Source organism: Citrobacter freundii ATCC 8090 = MTCC 1658 = NBRC 12681, assembly GCF_011064845.1.
Classification (GTDB): Bacteria; Pseudomonadota; Gammaproteobacteria; order Enterobacterales; family Enterobacteriaceae; genus Citrobacter; species Citrobacter freundii.
Map to the genome: position 1 here is coordinate 1,744,294 of NZ_CP049015.1, position 24,980 is coordinate 1,769,273.

The 24,980-nt window shown below is 50.5% G+C and carries 19 protein-coding genes; 14 read left to right on the top strand and 5 right to left on the bottom strand.

All coding sequences use genetic code 11. The annotated features are described in order from the left end of the window. Positions 1–100 precede the first annotated feature (100 nt). From lolA to G4551_RS08360, 6 genes are all read left to right on the top strand, one after another. Positions 101–712, top strand: a complete 612-nt coding sequence (lolA, locus tag G4551_RS08335) for an outer membrane lipoprotein periplasmic chaperone LolA (RefSeq protein WP_003836912.1) — start codon at positions 101–103, stop codon at positions 710–712. Between the two features lie 10 nt (positions 713–722). Then, positions 723–2,066 (top strand): replication-associated recombination protein RarA, encoded by a 1,344-nt coding sequence (rarA, locus tag G4551_RS08340; RefSeq protein WP_003836910.1) that lies wholly within the window; start codon positions 723–725, stop codon positions 2,064–2,066. Positions 2,067–2,158: 92 nt separating this feature from the next. Beyond that, positions 2,159–3,451 (top strand): serine--tRNA ligase, encoded by a 1,293-nt coding sequence (gene serS / locus G4551_RS08345; RefSeq protein ID WP_003836908.1) that lies wholly within the window; start codon positions 2,159–2,161, stop codon positions 3,449–3,451. Positions 3,452–3,687: 236 nt separating this feature from the next. Then, positions 3,688–6,132, top strand: a complete 2,445-nt coding sequence (gene dmsA, locus G4551_RS08350) for a dimethylsulfoxide reductase subunit A (RefSeq protein ID WP_003836906.1) — start codon at positions 3,688–3,690, stop codon at positions 6,130–6,132. A gap of 10 nt (positions 6,133–6,142) precedes the next feature. Further along, positions 6,143–6,760, top strand: coding sequence for a dimethylsulfoxide reductase iron-sulfur subunit DmsB (gene dmsB, locus G4551_RS08355; RefSeq protein ID WP_003836904.1), 618 nt, complete (start codon positions 6,143–6,145; stop codon positions 6,758–6,760). Between the two features lies 1 nt (position 6,761). After that, the gene (locus tag G4551_RS08360) at positions 6,762–7,625 is read left to right on the top strand and encodes a dimethyl sulfoxide reductase anchor subunit family protein (RefSeq protein ID WP_003035744.1); all 864 of its coding nucleotides are present in this window, start codon (positions 6,762–6,764) and stop codon (positions 7,623–7,625) included. A 109-nt stretch (positions 7,626–7,734) separates the two neighbouring features. On the opposite strand, the gene ycaC is transcribed toward G4551_RS08360, so the two are convergent. After that, positions 7,735–8,361 (bottom strand): isochorismate family cysteine hydrolase YcaC, encoded by a 627-nt coding sequence (gene ycaC, locus G4551_RS08365; protein ID WP_003035746.1) that lies wholly within the window; start codon positions 8,359–8,361, stop codon positions 7,735–7,737. Positions 8,362–8,746: 385 nt separating this feature from the next. Between ycaC and G4551_RS08370 the strand changes: the two genes are divergently transcribed. Both G4551_RS08370 and G4551_RS08375 read left to right on the top strand, forming a co-directional pair. Next, positions 8,747–9,895 carry an MFS transporter gene (locus G4551_RS08370; RefSeq protein WP_003836902.1) on the top strand — a complete coding sequence of 383 codons (1,149 nt, stop codon included), beginning with the start codon at positions 8,747–8,749 and terminating at the stop codon, positions 9,893–9,895. Positions 9,896–10,108: 213 nt separating this feature from the next. Further along, positions 10,109–11,530, top strand: coding sequence for an amino acid permease (locus tag G4551_RS08375; protein ID WP_003035749.1), 1,422 nt, complete (start codon positions 10,109–10,111; stop codon positions 11,528–11,530). Between the two features lie 43 nt (positions 11,531–11,573). On the opposite strand, the gene pflA is transcribed toward G4551_RS08375, so the two are convergent. The 4 genes from pflA to ycaO form a co-directional block, all read right to left on the bottom strand. Then, a complete protein-coding gene (pflA, locus tag G4551_RS08380) occupies positions 11,574–12,314 on the bottom strand; it encodes a pyruvate formate lyase 1-activating protein (protein ID WP_003035751.1) in 741 nt (246 codons plus the stop codon). A 185-nt stretch (positions 12,315–12,499) separates the two neighbouring features. Further along, entirely contained in the window at positions 12,500–14,782 is a 2,283-nt protein-coding gene (gene pflB, locus G4551_RS08385; protein WP_003035753.1) for a formate C-acetyltransferase, read from the bottom strand. Positions 14,783–14,841: 59 nt separating this feature from the next. Next, on the bottom strand, positions 14,842–15,699 hold the full coding sequence (focA, locus tag G4551_RS08390) for a formate transporter FocA (protein WP_003035756.1): 858 nt from the start codon (positions 15,697–15,699) through the stop codon (positions 14,842–14,844). A gap of 404 nt (positions 15,700–16,103) precedes the next feature. Further along, on the bottom strand, positions 16,104–17,864 hold the full coding sequence (gene ycaO, locus G4551_RS08395) for a 30S ribosomal protein S12 methylthiotransferase accessory factor YcaO (RefSeq protein ID WP_003836899.1): 1,761 nt from the start codon (positions 17,862–17,864) through the stop codon (positions 16,104–16,106). A gap of 136 nt (positions 17,865–18,000) precedes the next feature. Here ycaO and G4551_RS08400 point away from each other — a divergent pair, with 136 nt between their 5' ends. The 6 genes from G4551_RS08400 (at position 18,001) to rpsA (ending at position 24,889) form a co-directional block, all read left to right on the top strand. Continuing rightward, a complete protein-coding gene (locus G4551_RS08400; RefSeq protein ID WP_003836897.1) occupies positions 18,001–18,693 on the top strand; it encodes a DUF421 domain-containing protein in 693 nt (230 codons plus the stop codon). 212 nt (positions 18,694–18,905) lie between these two features. Then, positions 18,906–19,994, top strand: coding sequence for a 3-phosphoserine/phosphohydroxythreonine transaminase (gene serC / locus G4551_RS08405; RefSeq protein WP_003836895.1), 1,089 nt, complete (start codon positions 18,906–18,908; stop codon positions 19,992–19,994). 69 nt (positions 19,995–20,063) lie between these two features. Further along, positions 20,064–21,347: a 3-phosphoshikimate 1-carboxyvinyltransferase gene (gene aroA, locus G4551_RS08410; RefSeq protein WP_003836893.1), complete on the top strand. Its 1,284-nt coding sequence runs from the start codon at positions 20,064–20,066 to the stop codon at positions 21,345–21,347. A 138-nt stretch (positions 21,348–21,485) separates the two neighbouring features. Further along, the gene (gene loiP, locus G4551_RS08415) at positions 21,486–22,247 is read left to right on the top strand and encodes a metalloprotease LoiP (protein WP_003836891.1); all 762 of its coding nucleotides are present in this window, start codon (positions 21,486–21,488) and stop codon (positions 22,245–22,247) included. A gap of 171 nt (positions 22,248–22,418) precedes the next feature. Continuing rightward, positions 22,419–23,102, top strand: a complete 684-nt coding sequence (cmk, locus tag G4551_RS08420; protein ID WP_003035772.1) for a (d)CMP kinase — start codon at positions 22,419–22,421, stop codon at positions 23,100–23,102. Positions 23,103–23,215: 113 nt separating this feature from the next. Continuing rightward, on the top strand, positions 23,216–24,889 hold the full coding sequence (gene rpsA, locus G4551_RS08425) for a 30S ribosomal protein S1 (protein ID WP_003035776.1): 1,674 nt from the start codon (positions 23,216–23,218) through the stop codon (positions 24,887–24,889). Positions 24,890–24,980: the final 91 nt, after the last annotated feature.

The following is a 24,980-nucleotide window of genomic DNA, read 5'->3' on the forward strand; positions in this document are numbered from 1 at the left end:
AGTAATTCAGTATTTTCTACTTTCCTCATGCTGATTTTTGGCCTGAAATGGATAGCAGAGGGATCTCCCCGTTGGGAGTGACGTATTTTGAGGAATAACGATGAAAAGAATCGCAATCACCTGTGCATTACTGTCGAGCTTTGTGGTGAGCAGCGTCTGGGCTGACGCTGCCAGCGACCTGAAAAGCCGTCTGGATAAAGTCAGTAGCTTCCATGCCAGCTTTACTCAGAAGGTCACGGACGGCAGCGGCGCATCGGTGCAGGAAGGTCAGGGTGATTTATGGGTTAAACGTCCTAATCTGTTTAACTGGCATATGACTCAGCCTGATGAGAGCATCCTGGTTTCCGATGGGAAAACGCTGTGGTTCTTTAACCCGTTTGTTGAACAGGCGACCGCGACCTGGCTGAAAGACGCCACGGGCAATACGCCGTTCATGCTGATCGCGCGTAACCAGGCCAGTGACTGGCAGCAGTACAACATTAAGCAAAACGGCGATGATTTCGTGCTGACGCCAAAAACCAGCAGCGGTAACCTGAAGCAGTTTACGATCAATGTTGGGCGTGACGGGACGATCCATCAGTTTAGCGCCGTTGAGCAAGACGATCAGCGCAGCAGCTATCAGCTGAAATCTCAGCAGAATGGTGCGATTGAACCTTCCAAATTCACCTTTACCCCGCCGCAAGGTGTAACGGTTGACGATCAACGTAAGTAGAGGCGTGTGAGTGAGCAATCTGTCGCTCGACTTTTCTGATAATACCTTTCAGCCACTGGCCGCACGTATGCGGCCAGAAAATTTAGCGCAGTATATCGGCCAGCAGCATTTGCTGGCTGCGGGTAAACCCTTGCCGCGCGCTATCGAGGCGGGGCACCTGCACTCCATGATTTTATGGGGGCCGCCGGGGACGGGAAAAACTACGCTTGCCGAAGTCATTGCCCGTTACGCCAACGCCGATGTCGAACGCATTTCGGCGGTTACGTCTGGTGTAAAAGAGATTCGTGAAGCGATTGAGCGTGCGCGTCAGAACCGTAACGCTGGTCGGCGTACGATCCTGTTTGTTGACGAAGTTCACCGTTTTAATAAAAGCCAGCAGGATGCGTTTTTACCGCATATTGAAGACGGTACCATCACGTTTATTGGCGCCACCACCGAAAACCCCTCGTTTGAACTGAACTCGGCGCTGCTGTCACGCGCACGCGTTTACTTACTGAAATCGTTAACCACCGACGATATTGAACAGGTGCTGGACCAGGCGATGTCAGATAAAGCGCGGGGTTACGGCGGCCAGGATATCGTACTGCCGCCAGAGACGCGTCGGGCTATTGCCGAACTGGTTAATGGTGACGCGCGCCGGGCGCTGAATACGCTGGAAATGATGGCCGATATGGCCGAAGTTGATGATTCTGGCAAGCGTGTATTGAAACCAGAATTGCTCACTGAAATTGCCGGTGAGCGCAGCGCACGCTTCGATAATAAAGGCGATCGTTTTTACGATCTCATCTCCGCATTACATAAGTCGGTTCGCGGCAGTGCACCGGATGCAGCGCTTTATTGGTATGCGCGCATCATTAGTGCAGGCGGTGACCCGCTGTATGTTGCTCGTCGCTGCCTGGCAATTGCCTCTGAAGATGTGGGCAATGCCGATCCTCGCGCCATGCAGGTGGCAATTTCCGCATGGGACTGCTTTACCCGTGTGGGACCAGCGGAAGGCGAACGTGCGATTGCTCAGGCGATTGTTTATCTGGCCTGCGCGCCGAAAAGTAATGCAGTTTACACCGCCTTCAAAGCTGCGCTGGCTGATGCACGTGAACGTCCGGATTACGACGTGCCGGTTCACCTGCGCAATGCGCCGACGAAGCTGATGAAGGAGATGGGCTACGGTCAGGAGTATCGTTACGCCCATGATGAACCAAATGCCTATGCTGCCGGAGAAGAGTACTTCCCGCAGGAAATGGCACAAACGCGCTATTATCACCCCACAAACAGAGGTCTTGAAGGCAAGATTGGCGAAAAGCTCGCCTGGCTCGCCGGACAGGATCAAAATAGCCCTATAAAACGCTACCGTTAGTGTTATCGTTGCGGTAATGTTGTCTCTGTATCCCTGTGACCGCAGGCTGTGGTCACTTTCTCCTATTTTAATTCGATAAGCACAGGATAAGCATGCTCGATCCCAATCTGCTGCGTAATGAGCCAGACGCAGTCGCAGAAAAACTGGCAAGCCGGGGCTTTAAGCTGGATGTAGATAAGCTGCGCGCTCTTGAAGAGCGTCGTAAAGTTCTGCAGGTACAAACTGAAAACCTGCAGGCAGAGCGTAACTCTCGATCGAAATCCATCGGCCAGGCAAAAGCGCGCGGGGAAGATATCGAGTCTTTACGTCTGGAAGTGAACAAACTGGGCGAAGAGCTGGATGCCGCGAAAGCTGAACTTGATACCTTACAGGCCGAGATCCGCGATATTGCGCTGACCATTCCTAACCTGCCAGCGGACGAAGTTCCGGTGGGTAAAGATGAAAATGACAACGTCGAAGTCAGCCGCTGGGGTACACCACGTGAGTTTGATTTCGAAGTGCGCGATCACGTTACTCTGGGTGAAATGCACACGGGTCTTGATTTCGCCGCGGCGGTTAAGCTGACTGGCTCTCGTTTCGTTGTTATGAAAGGCCAGATCGCACGCATGCACCGTGCGCTGTCTCAGTTTATGCTGGATCTGCATACCGAACAGCATGGTTACAGCGAAAACTACGTTCCGTATCTGGTTAACCATGACACGCTGTACGGAACAGGCCAACTGCCGAAATTTGCTGGCGATCTGTTCCACACCCGTCCGCTGGATGAAGAAGCTGACAGCAGCAACTATGCGCTGATCCCAACGGCAGAAGTGCCGCTGACCAACCTGGTACGTGACGAAATCATCGACGAAGATGCGCTGCCGATCAAAATGACTGCGCATACGCCGTGCTTCCGTTCTGAAGCAGGTTCTTACGGTCGTGATACCCGTGGTCTGATCCGTATGCACCAGTTCGATAAAGTTGAGATGGTGCAGATCGTTCGCCCGGAAGACTCTATGGACGCGCTGGAAGAGATGACCGGTCATGCTGAGAAGGTCCTGCAACTGTTGGGTCTGCCGTATCGCAAGATCATCCTGTGCACTGGCGACATGGGCTTCGGCGCATGCAAAACCTACGATCTGGAAGTGTGGATCCCGGCGCAGAACACCTATCGTGAAATCTCCTCTTGCTCCAACGTGTGGGATTTCCAGGCTCGTCGTATGCAGGCGCGTTGCCGCAGTAAATCCGACAAAAAGACCCGTTTAGTACATACGCTGAATGGTTCTGGTCTGGCGGTAGGACGTACGCTGGTTGCGGTAATGGAAAACTATCAGCAGGCTGATGGCCGCATTCAGGTTCCGGAAGTGTTGCGTCCGTACATGAATGGCCTGGAATTCATCGGCTAAGCTACCTTTCCCTGCTAAAAAAGCGCCTCCGGGCGCTTTTTTTATGCCTGTTTGACGCTGGACAATAACATCTACCTCCATAGGAGTAATACTGCCTTCAAATGAAAGTCAGTATTTATCTCTGTCTTTTCGCAAATTCAGTATCTACCAGTCTTTATATCGATAGTAACGCTATATAAAAATCTATACAACGGATATTTGCCTTTTGTTTATTGTGAGCAGCAGAGTGAGCCACTATGAAAACTAAGATCCCCGATGCCATGCTGGCAGCTGAGGTTAGTCGCCGAGGTTTGGTGAAAACGACGGCGATAGGCGGACTGGCGGTGGCCAGTAGCGCGTTTACCCTGCCATTTACCCGTATTGCAAATGCTGCAGAAGCCCTTAATCCAACACAGGCCAGTGAGAAAGTCATCTGGAGCGCGTGTACGGTGAACTGTGGTAGCCGCTGTCCTCTGCGTATGCACGTGGTAGATGGTGAAATAAAGTATGTTGAAACCGACAACACCGGTGATGACAACTACGACGGTTTGCATCAGGTACGCGCCTGTCTGCGAGGTCGCTCCATGCGTCGTCGCGTCTATAATCCCGATCGTCTGAAATACCCGATGAAACGCGTCGGCAAGCGTGGCGAAGGTAAATTTGAGCGTATCAGCTGGGATGAAGCCTACGACATCATTGCCAGCAATATGCAGCGTCTTATCAAAGACTACGGCAACGAGTCTATCTACCTGAACTACGGCACAGGTACGCTGGGCGGCACCCTGACACGCTCCTGGCCACCGGGCAAAACGCTGGTAGCACGTCTGATGAACTGCTGTGGTGGCTACCTGAACCACTACGGTGACTACTCTTCAGCGCAAATCGCTGCCGGGTTGAACTACACCTACGGCGGCTGGGCAGACGGTAACAGCCCGTCAGACATTGAAAACAGCAAGCTGGTGGTTCTGTTCGGGAATAACCCAGGTGAAACCCGTATGAGCGGGGGTGGGGTAACCTATTACCTTGAACAGGCGCGACAGAAATCCAATGCCCGCATGATCATTATCGATCCTCGCTACACGGATACTGGTGCGGGTCGTGAAGATGAGTGGATCCCCATCCGTCCTGGTACGGATGCCGCGCTGGTAAATGGGCTGGCGTATGTTCTGATCACCGAAAACATGGTTGATCAACCGTTCCTTGACAAATATTGCGTAGGTTACGACGAGAAAACCTTACCGGCAGATGCACCGAAAAACGGTCACTATAAGGCGTATATTCTTGGGCAGGGCAAAGACGGTATTGCCAAGACCCCGGAATGGGCAGCGCAAATTACCGGGATTCCTGCTGAACGAATCGTCAAACTGGCACGTGAAATCGGTAGCGCTAAACCGGCATACATCAGCCAGGGGTGGGGACCGCAGCGTCATGCTAATGGTGAAATAGCGACCCGCGCCATTTCTATGCTGGCTATTCTGACCGGTAACGTTGGGATTAACGGCGGCAACAGCGGGGCGCGTGAGGGCTCATACAGTTTGCCGTTTGAACGTATGCCTACGCTGGAAAACCCTGTAGAAACCAGTATCTCGATGTTTATGTGGACGGACGCCATTGAGCGAGGTCCGGAGATGACGGCGCTGCGTGACGGTGTTCGTGGTAAAGATAAGCTCGATGTTCCGATTAAGATGATCTGGAACTATGCGGGTAACTGCCTGATTAACCAGCACTCCGACATCAACCGCACACACGAAATCCTACAGGATGATAAGAAGTGCGAGATGATCGTTGTCATCGACTGCCATATGACCTCCTCGGCGAAATACGCGGATATTTTGCTGCCGGACTGTACCGCTTCGGAGCAGATGGACTTCGCACTGGATGCCTCCTGCGGGAATATGTCGTATGTGATTTTCACCGATCAGGCGATCAAACCACGCTTCGAATGCAAGACTATCTACCAGATGACCAGCGAGCTTGCGAAACGCCTTGGCGTTGAGCAGCAGTTTACAGAAGGTCGCACTCAGGAAGAGTGGATGCGTCATCTGTACGAGCAGTCGCGCAAAGCGATTCCTGAACTGCCAACGTTTGAAGAATTCCGCAAGCAGGGGATCTTTAAACAGCGTGACCCACAGGGGCATCACGTGGCGTACAAGGCGTTCCGTGAGGATCCTGACGCCAATCCGCTGACTACTCCGTCAGGTAAGATCGAAATTTATTCGCAGCAACTTGCCGAGATCGCGGCGACCTGGGAACTGCCGGAAGGTGATGTGATTGATCCACTGCCGATTTATACCCCAGGATTTGAAAGCATAAACGATCCTCTGGTGGAGAAATTCCCTCTGCAATTGACCGGCTTCCACTACAAATCTCGCGTCCACTCTACCTATGGCAACGTTGATGTTCTGAAAGCATCCTGCCGTCAGGAAATGTGGATCAACCCGATGGATGCGCAGAGACGCGGCATTAACAACGGCGACAAGGTGCGCATCTTTAACGATCGTGGTGAAGTGCACATCGAGGCGAAAGTAACGCCGCGTATGATGCCTGGCGTGGTGGCACTAGGCGAAGGGGCGTGGTATGACCCGGACGCAAAACGCGTGGACCAGGGCGGTTGTATTAACGTCCTGACGACCCAGCGTCCGTCTCCTCTCGCGAAGGGGAACCCATCGCACACGAACCTTGTTCAGGTTGAAAAGGTGTAAGGAGTAACCGATGACAACCCAGTATGGATTTTTTATTGATTCCAGCCGTTGCACCGGTTGCAAAACCTGCGAACTGGCCTGCAAAGACTTCAAAAATTTAACCCCGGAAGTCAGCTTCCGCCGCATTTATGAATACGCGGGCGGTGACTGGCAGGAGGATAACGGCGTCTGGCATCAGAACGTCTTTGCCTATTACCTCTCCATTGCGTGTAACCACTGCGAAGACCCAGCCTGTACCAAGGTGTGTCCGAGTGGCGCCATGCACAAACGTGAAGATGGCTTTGTCGTTGTCGATGAGGACGTGTGCATTGGCTGTCGGTATTGCCACATGGCCTGTCCTTACGGCGCGCCGCAGTACAATGCTGAAAAAGGGCATATGACTAAATGCGATGGCTGCCATGAGCGCGTCGCTGAAGGTAAGAAACCTATCTGCGTCGAGTCCTGTCCACTGCGTGCGCTGGATTTTGGCCCAATTGATGAACTGCGCAAAAAACACGGTGCTTTGGCTGCGGTTGCACCACTACCGGGCGCGCACTTTACCAAACCGAGTATTGTCATCAAACCTAACGCCAATAGCCGCCCGACCGGGGATACCACAGGTTATCTGGCCAATCCGAAGGAGGTGTAAGATGGGAAGTGGATGGCATGAATGGCCGCTGATGATCTTCACGGTCTTCGGACAGTGTGTGGTTGGTGGCTTTATCGTTCTGGCGCTGGCGTTGATGAAAGGTGACTTACGTCCAGAATCGCAGCAGCGCGTGATTGCCTGCATGTTTGGGCTGTGGGTATTAATGGGCATTGGCTTCATTGCTTCTATGCTCCACCTGGGCTCACCGATGCGCGCCTTTAACTCGCTCAATCGCGTAGGGTCTTCGGCGTTGAGTAACGAAATTGCCAGCGGTTCAATCTTCTTTGCCGTTGGTGGTATCGGCTGGCTGCTGGCCACGTTGAAAAAAATGTCGCCCGCATTACGCAATCTGTGGTTAGTTGTCACCATGGTGCTGGGGGTGGTTTTTGTCTGGATGATGGTACGCGTTTATAACACCATTGATACTGTGCCGACCTGGTACAGCGTCTGGACTCCGCTGGGCTTCTTCCTGACGATGTTTATGGGCGGTCCGCTGCTGGGGTATCTGTTACTGAGAATTGCTGGCGTGGATGGTTGGGCGATGCGCCTGCTGCCGGCAATTTCAGTGCTTGCTCTGGTCGTAAGCGCCATTATGTCTGTCATGCAGGGGGCTGAACTGGCGACGATCCACAGTTCGATTCAGCAGGCGTCTGCGCTGGTTCCGGATTACGGCTCGCTGATGGCGTGGCGGATTGTGGCGCTGGCATTAGCGTTGTGCTGCTGGATTGTACCGCAAGTGAAGGGTTACCAGCCTGCCGTTCCGCTGCTTTCCGTGGCGTTTATTTTGCTGTTAGTCGGCGAGCTGATTGGTCGTGGCGTGTTCTACGGGCTGCATATGACAGTCGGTATGGCGGTGGCGAGTTAATCCAAACTATGCCGGATGGTAGCTTGCGTCTTATCAGGCCTACAGATCCGTAGGCCTTAAAGCTGCGCGTCATCAGGCAATATGTCAGGCCAGGGTTTTCGCCCTGGTTTTACTTCTGCTTAGTTAACGTGTCGTAGCTGGTCATCAGATTGCGGTAGTCCGGAATGTGATTCGAGAACAGCGTTGCCAGACCTTCGATATCGTTGCGCCAGTCGCGGTGCAGCTCGCACGCTACTCCGAACCATGTCATCAACTGAGCGCCTGCTTGAGACATCCGATCCCAAGCTGAATGACGGGTAATTTCATTAAATGTGCCTGAAGCATCGGTTACCACAAAGACGTCAAAGCCTTCTTCAATAGCTGAGAGCGCAGGGAAGGCGACGCAAACTTCCGTCACGACACCGGCGATAATCAGCTGCTTTTTGCCGGTCGCTTTCACTGCCTTCACGAAATCTTCGTTATCCCATGCGTTAATGTTTCCTGGGCGAGCAATATAGGGCGCATCGGGAAATTGCGCTTTCAGTTCCGGTACCAGCGGCCCGTTTGGTCCTGTCTCAAAACTGGTTGTCAGAATGGTTGGGAGGTTGAAGTATTTTGCTAAGTCACCTAGGGCTAGCACGTTGTTTTTAAATTTATCGGGATCGATATCCCGAACCAGAGAGAGCAGGCCAGCCTGATGGTCGACCAGCAGTACTGCCGCATTATCTTTATCAAGTCTTACGTAAGGTTTAGTCATGATATTTCTCCTGTTCAGCATCAGTGGGGGAAATTTGATGAGTTTAAGTCTACGAAAAGAACGATATCTGGAGTAGATGCCTAAATAAGAACTCACTGTTCTATTTTGAAGACAATGCAGCTCAGCATCCCGCATTGAGTTTAGTAAGAAATAAAAGTAAGGGTAATCCATGAAATTTTTCGACTGAACGTAACGCGAGATTTTTGTTTTAGATCAATAAAAACAAGCAGATGTGATTTTGTATTTTTTATCTATTCACATTAAGAATCAGTAATGCAAATCGATCGACCAGAAAGCGCCTCAGCCCTTTGATTACGCCGATTGACAATGTTTTTAGCAGTGGCATGATGCGCATGAAATTTGAACTTCCTCACGGTTTTTATTCATGTCCACCTATACCCGTCCCGTCATGCTATTGCTGTGCGGGCTACTTCTGTTGACCCTGGCGATCGCCGTGTTAAACACGCTCGTCCCGCTTTGGCTCGCCCATGAAAATCTGCCCACCTGGCAGGTAGGTGTGGTGAGCTCGTCTTACTTTACCGGTAATCTGGTAGGGACGTTGTTGACAGGGTATTTAATAAAACATCTGGGTTTTAACCGCAGCTATTATATCGCCTCGCTTATTTTTGCCGCGGGCTGTGTCGGGCTGGGGATTATGGTGGGATTCTGGAGCTGGATGACCTGGCGTTTTATCGCTGGTGTTGGCTGCGCCATGATTTGGGTGGTGGTGGAAAGCGCGCTGATGTGCAGCGGGACTTCGCGTAATCGCGGACGTTTGCTTGCCGCCTATATGATGATCTATTACGTGGGGACGTTTTTAGGCCAACTGCTGGTGAGTAAAGTATCCACGGAATTGATGAACGTCCTGCCGTGGGTGACGGGTACTATCCTGGCGGGTGTTTTGCCACTGCTGTTTACGCGCATTGCCAATCAGCAGGGTGATGAGCAGCAGTCTACGCCTATTGTTTCCATGCTGAAACTCCGCCAGGCGCGTCTGGGCGTGAATGGCTGTATTATTTCCGGGATTGTGCTGGGGTCTTTGTATGGCCTGATGCCGCTGTATCTCAATCATCAGGGGGTGAGTAACGCCAGCATTGGTTTCTGGATGGCGGTCCTGGTAAGTGCAGGTATTCTGGGGCAATGGCCGATTGGCCGTCTGGCGGACAAGCTGGGACGTCTGTTGGTTTTACGCGTCCAGGTCTTCGTGGTGATCGTCGGGAGTATCGCCATGCTGAATCAGGCGGCGATGGCGCCCGCGTTGTTTATGTTGGGTGCGGCAGGCTTTACCCTCTACCCGGTCGCGATGGCCTGGGCCTGTGAAAAGGTGGAACATCATCAGCTGGTCGCCATGAATCAGGCATTGTTATTGAGCTATACCGTGGGCAGTCTGCTGGGTCCTTCATTTACTGCGATGCTGATGCAGAATTATTCAGATAGCTTGCTGTTTATCATGATCGCCAGCGTATCGTTTATTTATTTACTGATGCTGTTGCGTAAAACGGGCCATACACCCAATTCTATTGCGCACATTTGACCTGATTTAACAGAATATGAACAGGTTCCCATACATACTGTTTATGTATGCTTTATGGGAACCTGCATTATTTAATCACACACTTCTTTCCTGAAAATAAAGTGTGCAGAAGGTTATAGTTTTACATCCTGCCGTTTCCGCTCGCTCATTTTACCGCGCATAATCCCACGCCTCATTTATTTATAATCATAAAGCTTCCACGAAGGATTGCGTATGGCTGGTGTGCAGGAAAAACAATTGCGATGGTACAACATTGCATTGATGTCTTTTATTACCGTTTGGGGTTTTGGCAACGTCGTTAACAACTATGCCAATCAGGGATTAGTTGTTGTCTCCTCTTGGATCTTTATTTTCGCGCTCTATTTTATACCTTATGCGTTGATCGTCGGGCAGCTTGGCTCAACTTTTAAAGAGGGTAAAGGCGGCGTCAGTACCTGGATTAAACATACCATGGGGCCAGGGCTGGCCTATCTTGCTGCATGGACCTATTGGGTTGTGCATATTCCTTATCTGGCGCAAAAACCGCAGGCTATTCTGATTGCGCTGGGATGGGCGCTGAAGGGCGATGGTTCGTTGATTAAAGAGTACACCGTCGTGGCGTTGCAGGGGCTGACACTGGCGCTGTTTGTCTTTTTCATGTGGGTTGCGTCCCGTGGCATGAAATCGCTGAAAATTGTTGGGTCAGTTGCAGGCATCGCGATGTTTGTGATGTCCATTTTGTATGTCGTGATGGCGGTAACTGCGCCTGCAATTACGGATGTGCAGATAGCGACAACTAATATCACCTGGGAATCGTTTATCCCGCACATTGATTTTACCTACATTACCACGATCTCCATGCTGGTCTTTGCCGTGGGCGGCGCGGAGAAAATTTCGCCATACGTTAATCAGACACGTAATCCGGGCAAAGAATTTCCGAAAGGGATGCTCGTTCTGGCTGTTATGGTGGCGGTATGTGCGATTCTCGGGTCGCTGGCTATGGGAATGATGTTTGACTCCCGGCATATTCCAGATGACCTGATGACGAATGGTCAATATTACGCCTTCCAGAAACTGGGTGAGTATTATGGTATGGGTAATTCGCTGATGGTTATTTACGCGATTGCCAATACGCTGGGACAGATTGCGGCATTGGTATTTTCTATTGATGCACCGCTTAAAGTTCTGCTGGGTGATGCTGATCGTAAATATATTCCCGAGAGCCTGTGTAAAACCAACGCTTCCGGTACGCCGGTAAATGGTTATATTCTGACGCTGGTGCTGGTGGCGATTCTGATTATGTTGCCAACACTGGGAATTGGCGACATGAACAATCTGTATAAATGGCTATTGAATCTTAACTCTGTCGTGATGCCATTGCGTTATTTATGGGTGTTTGTGGCATTCATTGCCGTTATTCGTCTGGCGCAAAAATATAAATCAGAATATGTCTTTATTCGCAACCGATCGCTTGCGATGACCGTGGGGATCTGGTGCTTTGCCTTTACCGCATTTGCCTGTCTGACCGGGATTTTCCCGAAAATGGAAGCCTTCACCCCTGAGTGGACATTCCAGCTCACGCTGAATATTGTGACGCCATTTGTGCTGGTTGGACTGGGATTGATTTTCCCGTTACTGGCGAGAAGAGGGCGTTAAGGCAGAGTCAGGTGGGTAACGTATCTGTTACCCACCATAAAACTCAATACATCACTTTATGTCCATATTGCTCGAGAATACCCTTCACGCGCTCCATGGTCTCTTTCTTCGGCGGCTTAACGCCGTCGAGTTTGTACTCTTCGCCCATTGCCACCCATTTGTGTTTGCCCAGCTCGTGGTAAGGCAGCAGCTCGATTTTTTCAACGTTGCCCATATCGCGGGTAAATTCGCCAAGGCGGTGTGCGGAGTCGTCATCGTCAGACCAGCCAGGTACGACAACATAGCGGATCCACACTTTGATGTCTTTGTTGGACAGGTAACGCGCGAACTCGAGTGTACGATGATTAGACACACCCACCAGATTCTGATGGATTTCATCGTTCATTTGTTTGAGATCGAGCATGACCAGGTCGGTGACTTCCAGCAACTCATCGATCACCGGATCGTAGCGGCGAACAAAACCGTTAGTATCCAGACAAGTATGAATACCTTCTTTTTTACAGGCCCGGAACCAGTCACGTACGAATTCAGCTTGCAAGATAGCTTCGCCGCCAGACGCTGTCACGCCGCCTCCGGAGGCGTTCATAAAGTGGCGGTAGGTCACCACCTCTTTCATTAATTCGTCAACGGTAACTTCTTTACCGCCGTGCGTATCCCACGTGTCGCGGTTATGGCAATACAGGCAGCGCATCAGGCAGCCCTGAAAGAAGGTAATAAAACGGATGCCCGGGCCATCAACAGTGCCACAGGATTCAAAGGAGTGAATGCGACCAATAACTGACATTGCGGTGTTTCTCCAGGTGTGGCCCATCCGGGGCCAGTGTTAGTGCACAGTTATTAACTGTGTCGAGTCTGTTTTGGCTGCTATCCATAAGTATAGATGGCTGACAAAGCAGGCTATTAAAAAGGCCCCACTTACGTGGAGCCTTTATTGTACGCTTTTTAAAGTACGATTTCAGTCAAAACCAATTACATGGTCTGAGTGAAGGTACGAGTGATAACGTCCTGCTGCTGTTCTTTAGTCAGGGAGTTAAAACGTACTGCGTAGCCAGAAACGCGGATGGTCAGCTGCGGATATTTTTCCGGATGTTCCATCGCATCCAGCAGCATTTCACGGTTCATGACGTTCACGTTCAGGTGCTGACCACCTTCGATGGACGCTTCGTGGTGGAAGTAACCATCCATCAGACCCGCCAGGTTGGTCTTACGAACTTCGTCGTCTTTACCCAGAGCGTTCGGAACGATAGAGAAGGTGTAAGAGATACCATCTTTAGCGTAAGCAAACGGCAGTTTAGCAACGGAGGTCAGAGAGGCAACAGCACCTTTCTGGTCACGGCCGTGCATTGGGTTAGCACCCGGTCCGAACGGCGCGCCAGCACGACGACCATCTGGGGTGTTACCAGTTTTCTTACCATAAACCACGTTAGAGGTGATGGTCAGAACAGACTGAGTCGGGATAGCGTTACGATAAGTAGTCAGTTTCTGAATTTTCTTCATGAAACGTTCTACCAGGTCAACCGCCATGTCATCAACGCGAGAGTCGTTGTTACCAAACTGCGGGTATTCGCCTTCGATTTCGAAGTCGATAGCCAGACCGTCTTCGTCACGAATCGGTTTAACTTTCGCATATTTGATTGCAGACAGGGAGTCAGCAGCAACGGACAGACCAGCGATACCACACGCCATGGTGCGGATAACGTCACGGTCGTGCAGCGCCATCAGAGAGGCTTCGTAGCTGTACTTGTCGTGCATGTAGTGAATAACGTTCAGTGCAGTGACGTACTGTTTAGCCAGCCAATCCATGAAGTGATCCATGCGGTCCATAACTTCGTCGAAGTTCAGAACGTCGCCTTTGATCGGTTCAGATTTAGGACCAACCTGCATTTTCAGTTTTTCATCAACGCCACCGTTGATTGCGTACAGCATGGTTTTCGCCAGGTTTGCACGCGCACCGAAGAACTGCATTTGTTTACCAACAACCATCGGGCTTACGCAGCAAGCGATAGCGTAGTCGTCGTTGTTGAAGTCCGGACGCATCAGGTCATCGTTCTCGTACTGCAGAGAAGAGGTGTCGATGGACACTTTAGCGGCGAATTTCTTGAAGTTCAGAGGCAGTTTTTCAGACCACAGAACAGTGATGTTCGGCTCCGGAGAAGGACCCATGGTGTACAGGGTGTTCAGGAAGCGGAAGCTGTTTTTGGTAACCAGAGTACGGCCATCAACGCCCATACCACCGATAGATTCAGTTGCCCAAATCGGGTCACCGGAGAACAGTTCATCATATTCAGGAGTACGCAGGAAGCGAACCATACGCAGTTTCATGACCAGGTGGTCGATCATTTCCTGTGCGTCTTGCTCGGTGATTTTGCCTGCTTTCAGGTCACGTTCGATGTAAGCATCCAGGAAGGTGGATACGCGACCGAAGGACATTGCTGCACCGTTCTGAGATTTAACAGCGGCCAGGTAGCCGAAGTAAGTCCACTGGATAGCTTCCTGAGCATTGGTAGCCGGACCAGAGATATCGCAGCCATATTTAGCAGCCATTTCTTTGATCTGACCCAGAGCGCGGTGCTGTTCAGCAATTTCTTCACGCAGACGGATAGTTGCTTCCAGGTTTACGCCGTTTTCCAGATCGGACTGCAGAGAGACGAACTGAGCGTATTTGTCTTTCATCAGGTAGTCGATACCGTACAGCGCAACGCGACGGTAGTCACCGATGATACGGCCACGGCCATACGCATCTGGCAGACCAGTCAGAACACCGGATTTACGGCAGTTCAGAATGTCTTTGGTGTAAACATCGAATACGCCCTGGTTGTGGGTTTTGCGGTATTCGGTGAAGATTTTTTTCAGCATCGGGTCCAGTTCGCGATTGTACGCTTTGCAGGAACCTTCAACCATTTTGATGCCGCCAAACGGAATGATCGCACGTTTCAGCGGAGCTTCAGTCTGCAGACCAACAATCTTCTCGAGCGCTTTGTTGATGTAGCCTGCGTCGTGAGAAGTGATGGTAGAAGCAACGGAGGTGTCAAAGTCAACAGGCGCGTGAGTGCGGTTTTCCTGTTTAACGCCTTCCATCACGCTGTCCCACAGTGCAGTGGTCGCATCAGTTGCGCCAGCCAGGAAGGACTCGTCACCCTCATATGGAGTGTAGTTTTTCTGAATGAAGTCACGTACGTTTACTTCATTCTGCCAGTCACCTTTGGTAAAACCTTCCCAGGCTGTGGCTAACTTTTCATTAAGCTCGGACATGTAACACCTACCTTCTTAAGTGGATTTTTTATTTACTGCGTGTAATGGACATCATCAGATTAATGATGATCGTTACCACGCAGATAAATGACCCAGTATGTCAACCCGACCAACAAACCGCCGCCGATAATGTTACCGATCGTAACCGGAATCAGGTTATCGGTGATGAAATTCATCACGGTCAGGTGAGAAAAATTCTCCGGAGAAGACCCAACTGCGGTCCAGAATTCCGGGGTGGCGAAATCGCGTATTACAATACCCATAGGGATCATAAACATGTTTGCGATACTGTGCTCAAAACCGCTGGCAACAAACATTGCGACCGGTAATACCATGATAAACGCTTTGTCCATTAGGCTGCGGCCCGAGTAGCTCATCCATACGGCCAGACACACCATCAGGTTAGCCAGGATGCCAAGACTTACCGCCTCAACAAAAGTATGGTGCACTTTGTGGTCGGCTGTTTGTAGGACGTTGAGCCCCCACGCGCCGTTGGCGGTCATGTATTCGCCGGAAAGCCACATCAATAGCACGAAGAGCAAGCAACCCACCAGGTTACCGACATAAACGTTAAGCCAGTTTTTAGCCAATTGGCCCCAGGTAATACGACCACTGGCTTTTGCTACGACAATCAATACGGTTGAGGTGAAGAGGTCTGCGCCGCAGACAACACAAAGAATCAGCCCCAGGGAAAAGCAGATACCACCTACTAATTTTGCCATGCCGAAAGGCATAGTTCCGGTACCGGTTGTGGCGGTGATATAGAAAACAAAGGCAATTGAAATGAATACACCGGCAGTAATTGCCAGATAGAACGTCTTAAGCGGATGTTTCGTTGCTTTATAGACGCCTGCTTCTTCGGCAACTTTGGCCATTGCAGCAGGTAGAATAAGATCAAAAGGGTTGTCAGCTTTCACACTAACTCTCTCTTTATTAAGTCGGCGACGAGATACTAACAAAGCATTATAGATGAGAATTTGATATAGATCATATCTCGCCTGGCTTATAGGCCCGCAAGACGCATGGTTTTTATGCGATTACGGAGTAACTTGTTGATTATCCATATAAAAATAAATTTTAAAAATTATAAAGTGAGTTGAATTTTTTCTTTTTATCTCCTGTCAGACGGTTAATTAAAATGGAGTAATTGAGATAAAAAACCACATTAATATGCTAATTTTTTTAATATCAACTACTAATATTTAACCTTGTTTTTACATTTATTTTCCGATTTGAACAAAATAAAAAACAGGGCGCTTAAAGCGCCCCGTAATATATCCCAGACAATACTTTTAGCCTACTTAGCGCAGGCTGACTGTCATTATTTTGACCAATGTGCCGCTTTCGCGCGCTGCAGTTTTTCATAGGCTTTCAGCAGAGACTGATGCGCCGGGAAAGCTTGCAGATCGTTATCAACGGTTTGCAACCCGTAGAATGGCGCTTCGCCACTCAATGCCGCACTTGCCGCTTCAACCGCCTCGGCACCGTACATGCGGACAAACGCATTCAGATATTGCAGCGGCTGACGGTCTTCTTCCTGAGACAGCAGCAACAATGTTTGCAGGCAGCGATAGTAGTTTGCACGTTCCGCGCTAAAGACGGAGGCGTTAAATTCCATCGTCCATTCTGTCCACACCAGCGCCTGCTCCAGATCGCCACCGGCTAGCGCCAGCATCACTTTAAGCTCGCCAATACGCAGGGTGTACCAACCGTTATCCGCACCGGTCGCCAGACCGAGTAGCTCGCGTACGCGGGTGAAGTCGTCAAAGCCTTCTTCATCCAGTTGTTCGATCAGATTGAGATAGTCTTCTTTATCCCATTCGCTGCCCGGCAGAGAGAGAATGGTGTCACGCAGATGGGCGCCCATAGCGTTGTTAGCTAACCACAGATCTTCTGCCGGATAGATGTCAGACATTCCCGGAACAATAATGCGGCACGCGTAAACGCTCAGGTGTTCATAGTCAGCGATATACACTTCTTTATCTTCAGCATTGAAGATGGCCATCAGGGTGGCGAACTCTTCTTCCGTGGTGCCAGAGAAATTCCAGTCAACGAACGGATAGTCGGCATCCTGCTTGAACAGATCCCATGAGATCAAACCGCTGGAATCAATGAAATGGGTTTCAAGGTTAGTGTGTTCAGCCACTTCTTCGTCGTCAAAGGTCGGTGGGGTGAAGACATCAAGATCTTTCAGACCACGACCCTGCAGCAGTTCAGTGACGGTACGTTCCAGCGCCACGCCGAAATCCGGGTGTGCGCCGAAGGAAGCGAAGCAGGTACCGTTGGTCGGGTTGAACAGGACAACGCAAATCACCGGATACTTGCCACCCAGCGAGCCATCGTAGGCGAAAATTGGGAAACCTTCAGCTTCCAGTGTGGCGATGGACTCCACCACTGCCGGATAGCGCGCCATGACTTCGGCCGGGATTTCCGGCAGGCTGATGCTTTCCGCAATAATGCGGTTCTTCACATGACGCTCAAAGACTTCAGACAGGCCCTGAACGCGCGCTTCGTTAGGCGTGTTACCCGCGGACATGCCGTTAGAAACATACAGGTTGCCGATAATATTCATCGGAATATAGACAATCTGGTTATCCGACTGACGGGTAAACGGCAGGCCGCAGACGCCACGTTCTTCATTACCAGACTGCAGATCGATAAGCATGCTGCCAGTCAGTTCGTTATCTGGATCGTAAAACGCTCGCAGACGTGCATCCAGTAAACCTTCTGGTACATCGTCTTCTTCTGTCAGCGGGAACCATTTTTCGTTCGGATAATGCACGAACGGGCCATTGGCGATAGTTTCGCCCAACCAGAAATCCGCAAAGAAATAGTTAGTCGACAGACGCTCAAAGTATTCGCCCAGCGCGGAAGCCAACGCCGCTTTTTTCGTCGCGCCTTTACCGTTGGTGAAGCACAGCGCGCATTCTTTGTCGCGAATATGTACAGACCAGACGTTAGGGACGGGATTCAACCACGAGGCTTCTTCAATTTGAAAACCGAGGTCGAGCAATTTTTGCTGGAAGCGAGCGATGGAGTCTTCCAGAGCGGCATCTTTGCCGGGGATAAATGTTTGCGTCATGAAAATCACTTTTGTCGTACGGAAAGCGCGCAATGATACGGGTTTTCAATGAACGGCGCTATCGCCGCCGGAGCTCAGGCGTAAATAAAAGCATTGGCTATGCTTTCTTACAACCAACCACGTTTAGAGCATATTAATGAAAGCTTTCGATTTGCACCGTATGGCGCTTGATAAGGTGCCCATGGATTTTCTGGGGGAAGTTGCGTTACGCAGCCTCTACACCTTTATATTGGTTTTTCTGTTTTTAAAAATCACCGGACGTCGCGGCGTACGCCAGATGTCGCTTTTTGAAGTGCTGATCATCCTTACGCTGGGTTCTGCAGCGGGAGACGTGGCATTCTATGACGATGTCCCGATGCTGCCAGTGCTGGTGGTTTTTATTACTCTTGCTGTGCTGTATCGGTTGGTGATGTGGCTAATGGCGCATAGTGAAAAAATGGAGGACCTGCTGGAGGGCAAACCCGTCGTGATCATTGAAGATGGCGAGCTGGCATGGTCAAAGCTCAATAGTGCCAATATGACGGAATTTGAATTCTTTATGGAACTGCGTTTGAACGGCGTGGAGCAATTGGGACAGGTAAAACTGGCTATTCTGGAGACGAATGGACAAATCAGCGTCTACTTCTTTGCCGATGAAGACGTAAAGCCGGGGCTCAGTATTTTACCTAGGCACTGTACGCAACGATTTAAAGTAATGCCTGAAGCAGGGGACTATGCCTGTATACGTTGTAGCGAAGTGGTGCAAATGAACGCCGGAGATCATCAATTATGTCCACGCTGTGCAAATCCAGAATGGTCGAAGGCCAGTCAGGCAAAACGGGTTACCTGACAGCAAAAATCTCGGTTTTTACCCGTCAATCCGATAGATTCTGTTGTGTGACCAATGACACATTTTTACCCTGGTCAGTTTTACCCATTGCGGCGCGTGTCACTGAATGATAAAACCGATATCCACAGGAATAACTTATACCAATGTCTGTCACCGGATTATCGTCAATGACAGGATGTGGATTGGACAACAACACAACGTGGTGAGGGGAAATGGCTCAGGTCTTTAATTTTAGTTCAGGTCCGGCAATGCTACCGGCAGAAGTACTTAAACTGGCTCAACAGGATCTTCGCGACTGGAACGGTCTTGGCACGTCGGTGATGGAAATTAGCCACCGTGGCAAAGAATTCATCCAGGTCGCCGAGGAAGCGGAGCAGGATTTTCGCGATCTTCTTAGCATCCCCTCCAACTATAAAGTGTTGTTCTGCCATGGCGGTGGTCGTGGGCAGTTCGCGGGTATCCCGTTAAATATTCTGGGTGATAAAACCACCGCGGATTACGTCGATGCCGGTTATTGGGCCGCCAGTGCAATTAAAGAAGCGAAAAAATACTGCACGCCAAACGTTATTGATGCCAAAGTCAGCGTTGACGGCCTGCGTGCTGTTAAGCCGATGAGTGAATGGCAGCTTTCTGATAACGCGGCGTACCTGCACTATTGTCCGAACGAAACTATCGATGGCATTGCGATCGATGAAACACCGAATTTTGCCAGCAACGTTGTGGTCACGGCTGATCTGTCCTCTACCATTCTTTCCGCACCGCTTGACGTTAGCCGTTACGGCGTAATTTATGCCGGGGCACAGAAAAACATCGGCCCGGCCGGCCTGACGATTGTCATCGTCCGTGAAGATTTGCTGGGTAAAGCTCATGTATCATGCCCGTCAATCCTCGACTATACCGTGCTGAATGACAACGACTCCATGTTCAATACACCGCCAACCTTTGCCTGGTATCTGTCTGGCCTGGTCTTTAAATGGCTGAAAAAGCAGGGTGGTGTTAATGCAATGGATAAGATTAACCAGCAAAAATCGGAACTGCTGTACGGCGTAATTGATAACAGCGATTTCTACCGTAACGATGTGGCGAAATCCAACCGTTCACGCATGAACGTACCGTTCCAGTTGGCTGACAGCGCACTGGATAAACTGTTCCTGGAAGAGTCTTTTGCTGCGGGCCTGCACGCGCTGAAAGGGCATCGTGTGGTCGGCGGTATGCGTGCGTCCATCTACAATGCAATGCCGCTTGAAGGTGTAAAAGCACTGACCGATTTCATGGTCGATTTTGAACGCCGTCGCGGCTAATCTGCTGTACTTTTCATCCCCACAGCCCGTCTGTGGGGTTTTTATGTCTGTTTTTGAGAGTCGAGTTTCATGGAATCCCTGACGTTACAACCCATTGCGCGGGTGGATGGCACAATCAATCTGCCTGGATCCAAAAGTGTTTCTAACCGCGCTTTGCTGCTGGCCGCATTAGCCAATGGCACCACTGTCCTGACCAACCTGCTGGACAGCGATGATGTTCGCCATATGCTTAATGCTCTGAATGTGTTAGGGATTAGCTATACCCTTTCTGCTGATCGTACCCGCTGCGAGATTATTGGCAATGGTGGTGCATTACATGCGCAAGGCTCAGTGGAACTGTTCCTTGGTAATGCCGGAACCGCAATGCGCCCGCTGGCCGCAGCGCTATGTCTGGGCAGCAATGACATCGTGCTGACGGGCGAACCGCGCATGAAAGAGCGCCCGATAGGCCATCTGGTTGATGCGCTGCGCCAGGGCGGAGCCAAAATTGACTATCTGGAGCAGGAAAACTATCCACCTTTACGTCTGCGCGGTGGCTTTACCGGTGGCCAGGTTGAGGTAGACGGTAGCGTTTCCAGCCAGTTCCTCACTGCGCTGCTGATGACTGCGCCGCTTGCGCCGCAGGATACGACGATTGCAATTAAAGGTGACTTGGTATCCAAACCTTACATTGATATCACACTGAACCTGATGAAAACGTTTGGTGTTGAAATTGAAAATCAAAACTACCAGCGCTTTGTCGTGAAGGGGCAGCAGCAGTACCAGTCACCGGGTGCATACCTGGTTGAAGGCGATGCTTCTTCCGCTTCCTATTTCCTCGCGGCGGGTGCCATTAAAGGCGGTACGGTAAAAGTTACCGGGATTGGCCGTAACAGCATGCAGGGTGATATTCGTTTTGCCGATGTACTGGAAAAAATGGGTGCTACCATTACATGGGGCGACGATTTTATTGCCTGTACTCGCGGCGAGTTGAACGCAGTGGATATGGATATGAACCATATTCCTGATGCGGCGATGACCATTGCAACGGCGGCGCTGTTTGCGAAAGGCACCACAACATTACGTAATATCTACAACTGGCGCGTCAAAGAGACCGATCGTCTGTTCGCGATGGCGACGGAGTTACGCAAAGTGGGCGCGGAAGTGGAAGAGGGGCATGACTTTATCCGCATCACCCCGCCTGCAACATTGCAATTTGCGGACATCGCGACCTATAACGATCACCGCATGGCGATGTGTTTCTCGCTGGTGGCGCTGTCTGATACGCCTGTGACCATTCTTGATCCAAAATGTACCGCCAAAACTTTCCCGGATTATTTCGAACAGCTGGCGCGTATTAGTACATCTGCCTGATCCTCACGAAACGTCGGTCCTCGGACTGGCGTTTCTGTGTCCGTAACCGCACTGTTTTTACGCTTACAACTAATGCTAACTTGTGGATGATTTAACTTATTTATTTGTTTTTATTATAAATATCATCGGAAGATTAGCATGAAAAATAAATCACTCTTTTTGGCGTTGGCGGTTTCCGCTACGTTGCTGGCAGGTTGTAAAAATGGCGTAAATGGCGACCTTGTTGCCAGTTCTGGTATGGCAGCTTATAAAGCTGCGACGCTTACCGACGCTGATGTCAAATCCCTCTCTAACAGCTCATGTAAGCAGATGGATAGTGAAAACCAGCTGGCGGGCGCAAAAAGCAAATACACTAAGCGTCTGAATAAAATTGCGAAAGCGTTGGGTAATAACATTGATGGAACGCCGGTCAACTATAAAGTTTATATGACCAGTGATATCAATGCCTGGGCAATGGCGAATGGATGTGTACGTGTTTATTCGGGCTTGATGGACCTGATGACCGACAATGAAATTGAAGGCGTGCTGGGTCATGAGTTGGGCCATGTTTCTTTAGGGCACTCACGTAAAGCAATGCAGACCGCGTATGCCACACTTGCTGCGCGCGATGCTATTTCTGCGACCAGCGGCGTCGCTTCTCAGCTTTCCCAGTCTCAGTTGGGCGATCTGGCGGAAGGTGTGATTAACTCAGCCTTCTCCCGTAGCCAGGAATCGGATGCGGATGACTTTTCCTATGATTTGCTGAAAAAACGCGGTATTGACCGTCAGGGGTTAGTGACTGCGTTTGATAAGTTTGCCACGATGGACGCAGGCCATGCAAAATCACTGATGGATTCTCATCCGGCATCTGACGATCGCGCTCAGCATATGCGTGAACGTATCGCAGCAGATAAAAAGTAAAACAGTGCCATCTTCCGGGCTGGTTTCTCGCCAGCCCGCTATAATTGCGCAATTCTTCCACATATCGTTACAGACTAATCGGGTTTTTACACTCTGTATTAACGATCATTAGCGTTGGCGCGTATAATGCGCGGCGTTCACGTTAATGTACGCCCGTTTAAGGAGAAAAAGATGACGGCAATTGCCCCGGTTATTACCATTGATGGCCCAAGCGGTGCAGGAAAAGGCACCTTGTGCAAGGCAATGGCGGAAGCATTGCAGTGGCATCTGTTAGATTCAGGCGCGATCTACCGCGTACTGGCGCTCGCAGCGTTACATCACCATGTTGATGTCACTTCTGAAGATGCTCTGGTACCGCTTGCCTCACACCTGGATGTGCGTTTTATCTCAACAGACGGCAACCTTGAAGTCATTCTTGAAGGTGAGGATGTCAGCGGTGAAATCCGTACCCAGGAAGTGGCGAATGCCGCCTCTCAGGTCGCGGCGTTTCCTCGCGTGCGTGAAGCGCTTTTACGTCGTCAACGCGCATTTCGCGAAACCCCAGGTCTGATTGCTGATGGACGTGATATGGGGACCGTGGTGTTCCCGGATGCGCCGGTGAAAATTTTTCTGGACGCCTCCTCGCAAGAACGTGCGCATAGACGTATGCTACAGTTGCAGGAGAAGGGCTTTAGTGTTAACTTTGAACGCCTTTTGGCCGAGATCGAAGAACGCGATTATCGCGATCGTAACCGTGCTGTAGCGCCGCTGGTTCCTGCTGCTGATGCTTTAGTTTTGGATTCAACCCGATTAAGCATTGAGCAAGTGATTGAAAAAGCGTTACAATACGCGCGCCAAAAACTGGCTCTCGCTTAAGTGCGACCGAATTTGCAGTACCCCCGTTGCAATGGATTGACAGCGGGTATGTTAAACAACCCCATCCGGCATGGAGCCAGGTGGACGTTAAATATGAAACCTGAAGATTAAACATGACTGAATCTTTTGCTCAACTGTTTGAAGAATCCTTAAAAGAAATCGAAACCCGTCCGGGTTCCATCGTTCGTGGTGTTGTTGTTGCTATCGACAAAGACGTAGTACTGGTTGACGCTGGTCTGAAATCTGAGTCCGCCATTCCGGCAGAGCAGTTCAAAAACGCCCAGGGCGAGCTGGAAATCCAGGTTGGTGACGAAGTTGACGTTGCTCTGGATGCAGTAGAAGACGGCTTCGGTGAAACCCTGCTGTCCCGTGAAAAAGCTAAACGTCACGAAGCTTGGATCACGCTGGAAAAAGCTTACGAAGAAGCTGCAACCGTTACTGGTGTTATCAATGGCAAAGTCAAGGGTGGCTTCACTGTTGAGCTGAATGGTATTCGCGCGTTCCTGCCGGGTTCCCTGGTAGACGTTCGTCCGGTCCGCGACACGCTGCACCTGGAAGGCAAAGAGCTTGAATTCAAAGTAATCAAGCTGGATCAGAAGCGTAACAACGTTGTTGTTTCCCGTCGTGCCGTTATCGAATCCGAAAACAGCGCAGAACGCGATCAGCTGCTGGAAAACCTGCAGGAAGGCATGGAAGTTAAAGGTATCGTTAAGAACCTCACTGACTACGGTGCATTCGTTGATCTGGGTGGCGTTGACGGCCTGCTGCACATCACCGACATGGCATGGAAACGCGTTAAGCATCCGAGCGAAATCGTAAACGTTGGCGACGAAATCACTGTTAAAGTGCTGAAGTTCGACCGCGAGCGTACTCGTGTATCTCTGGGCCTGAAACAGCTGGGCGAAGATCCATGGGTAGCTATCGCTAAGCGTTATCCAGAAGGTACCAAACTGACTGGCCGCGTGACCAACCTGACCGACTACGGCTGCTTCGTTGAAATCGAAGAAGGCGTTGAAGGCCTGGTTCACGTTTCCGAAATGGATTGGACCAACAAAAACATCCACCCGTCCAAAGTTGTTAACGTTGGCGACGTAGTGGAAGTTATGGTTCTGGATATCGACGAAGAACGTCGTCGTATCTCCCTGGGTCTGAAACAGTGCAAAAACAACCCATGGCAGCAGTTCGCGGAAACCCACAACAAGGGCGACCGTGTTGAAGGTAAAATCAAGTCTATCACTGACTTCGGTATCTTCATCGGCCTGGACGGCGGCATCGACGGCCTGGTTCACCTGTCTGACATCTCCTGGAACGTTGCAGGCGAAGAAGCAGTTCGTGAATACAAAAAAGGCGACGAAATCGCAGCAGTTGTTCTGCAGGTTGACGCAGAGCGTGAGCGTATCTCTCTGGGCGTTAAACAGCTCGCAGAAGATCCGTTCAACAACTGGGTTGCACTGAACAAGAAAGGCGCAATCGTAAACGGTAAAGTCACTGCAGTTGACGCTAAAGGCGCAACCGTAGAACTGGCTGACGGCGTTGAAGGTTACCTGCGCGCTTCTGAAGCTTCACGTGACCGCGTTGAAGATGCAACTCTGGTTCTGAGCGTAGGCGACGACGTCGAAGCTAAATTCACCGGCGTTGATCGTAAGAACCGTGCAATCAGCCTGTCTGTTCGTGCTAAAGACGAAGCTGATGAGAAAGATGCAATCGCAACTGTTAACAAACAGGAAGATGCTAACTTCTCTAACAACGCAATGGCTGAAGCTTTCAAAGCAGCTAAAGGCGAGTAATATCGAGTGCTCTAAATCCTTTGTGCTGTTAACGGCACAAAGGATGACGAGTAGCTTGACAGATTACAGGATTCGTCCTGTAATCAATGAC

What these genes read in the sequence shown, in the direction of transcription:
- pflA (WP_003035751.1), bottom strand. Translation starts at nt 12,314, where the DNA reads ATGTCAGTTATTGGTCGCATTCACTCCTTTGAATCCTGTGGCACTGTT.
- G4551_RS08400 (WP_003836897.1), top strand. Translation starts at nt 18,001, where the DNA reads ATGAAAGCTTTCGATTTGCACCGTATGGCGCTTGATAAGGTGCCCATG.
- loiP (WP_003836891.1), top strand. Translation starts at nt 21,486, where the DNA reads ATGAAAAATAAATCACTCTTTTTGGCGTTGGCGGTTTCCGCTACGTTG.
- dmsB (WP_003836904.1), top strand. Translation starts at nt 6,143, where the DNA reads ATGACAACCCAGTATGGATTTTTTATTGATTCCAGCCGTTGCACCGGT.
- dmsA (WP_003836906.1), top strand. Translation starts at nt 3,688, where the DNA reads ATGAAAACTAAGATCCCCGATGCCATGCTGGCAGCTGAGGTTAGTCGC.
- G4551_RS08360 (WP_003035744.1), top strand. Translation starts at nt 6,762, where the DNA reads ATGGGAAGTGGATGGCATGAATGGCCGCTGATGATCTTCACGGTCTTC.
- serS (WP_003836908.1), top strand. Translation starts at nt 2,159, where the DNA reads ATGCTCGATCCCAATCTGCTGCGTAATGAGCCAGACGCAGTCGCAGAA.
- serC (WP_003836895.1), top strand. Translation starts at nt 18,906, where the DNA reads ATGGCTCAGGTCTTTAATTTTAGTTCAGGTCCGGCAATGCTACCGGCA.
- cmk (WP_003035772.1), top strand. Translation starts at nt 22,419, where the DNA reads ATGACGGCAATTGCCCCGGTTATTACCATTGATGGCCCAAGCGGTGCA.
- rpsA (WP_003035776.1), top strand. Translation starts at nt 23,216, where the DNA reads ATGACTGAATCTTTTGCTCAACTGTTTGAAGAATCCTTAAAAGAAATC.
- lolA (WP_003836912.1), top strand. Translation starts at nt 101, where the DNA reads ATGAAAAGAATCGCAATCACCTGTGCATTACTGTCGAGCTTTGTGGTG.
- G4551_RS08375 (WP_003035749.1), top strand. Translation starts at nt 10,109, where the DNA reads ATGGCTGGTGTGCAGGAAAAACAATTGCGATGGTACAACATTGCATTG.
- aroA (WP_003836893.1), top strand. Translation starts at nt 20,064, where the DNA reads ATGGAATCCCTGACGTTACAACCCATTGCGCGGGTGGATGGCACAATC.
- pflB (WP_003035753.1), bottom strand. Translation starts at nt 14,782, where the DNA reads ATGTCCGAGCTTAATGAAAAGTTAGCCACAGCCTGGGAAGGTTTTACC.
- ycaO (WP_003836899.1), bottom strand. Translation starts at nt 17,864, where the DNA reads ATGACGCAAACATTTATCCCCGGCAAAGATGCCGCTCTGGAAGACTCC.
- ycaC (WP_003035746.1), bottom strand. Translation starts at nt 8,361, where the DNA reads ATGACTAAACCTTACGTAAGACTTGATAAAGATAATGCGGCAGTACTG.
- G4551_RS08370 (WP_003836902.1), top strand. Translation starts at nt 8,747, where the DNA reads ATGTCCACCTATACCCGTCCCGTCATGCTATTGCTGTGCGGGCTACTT.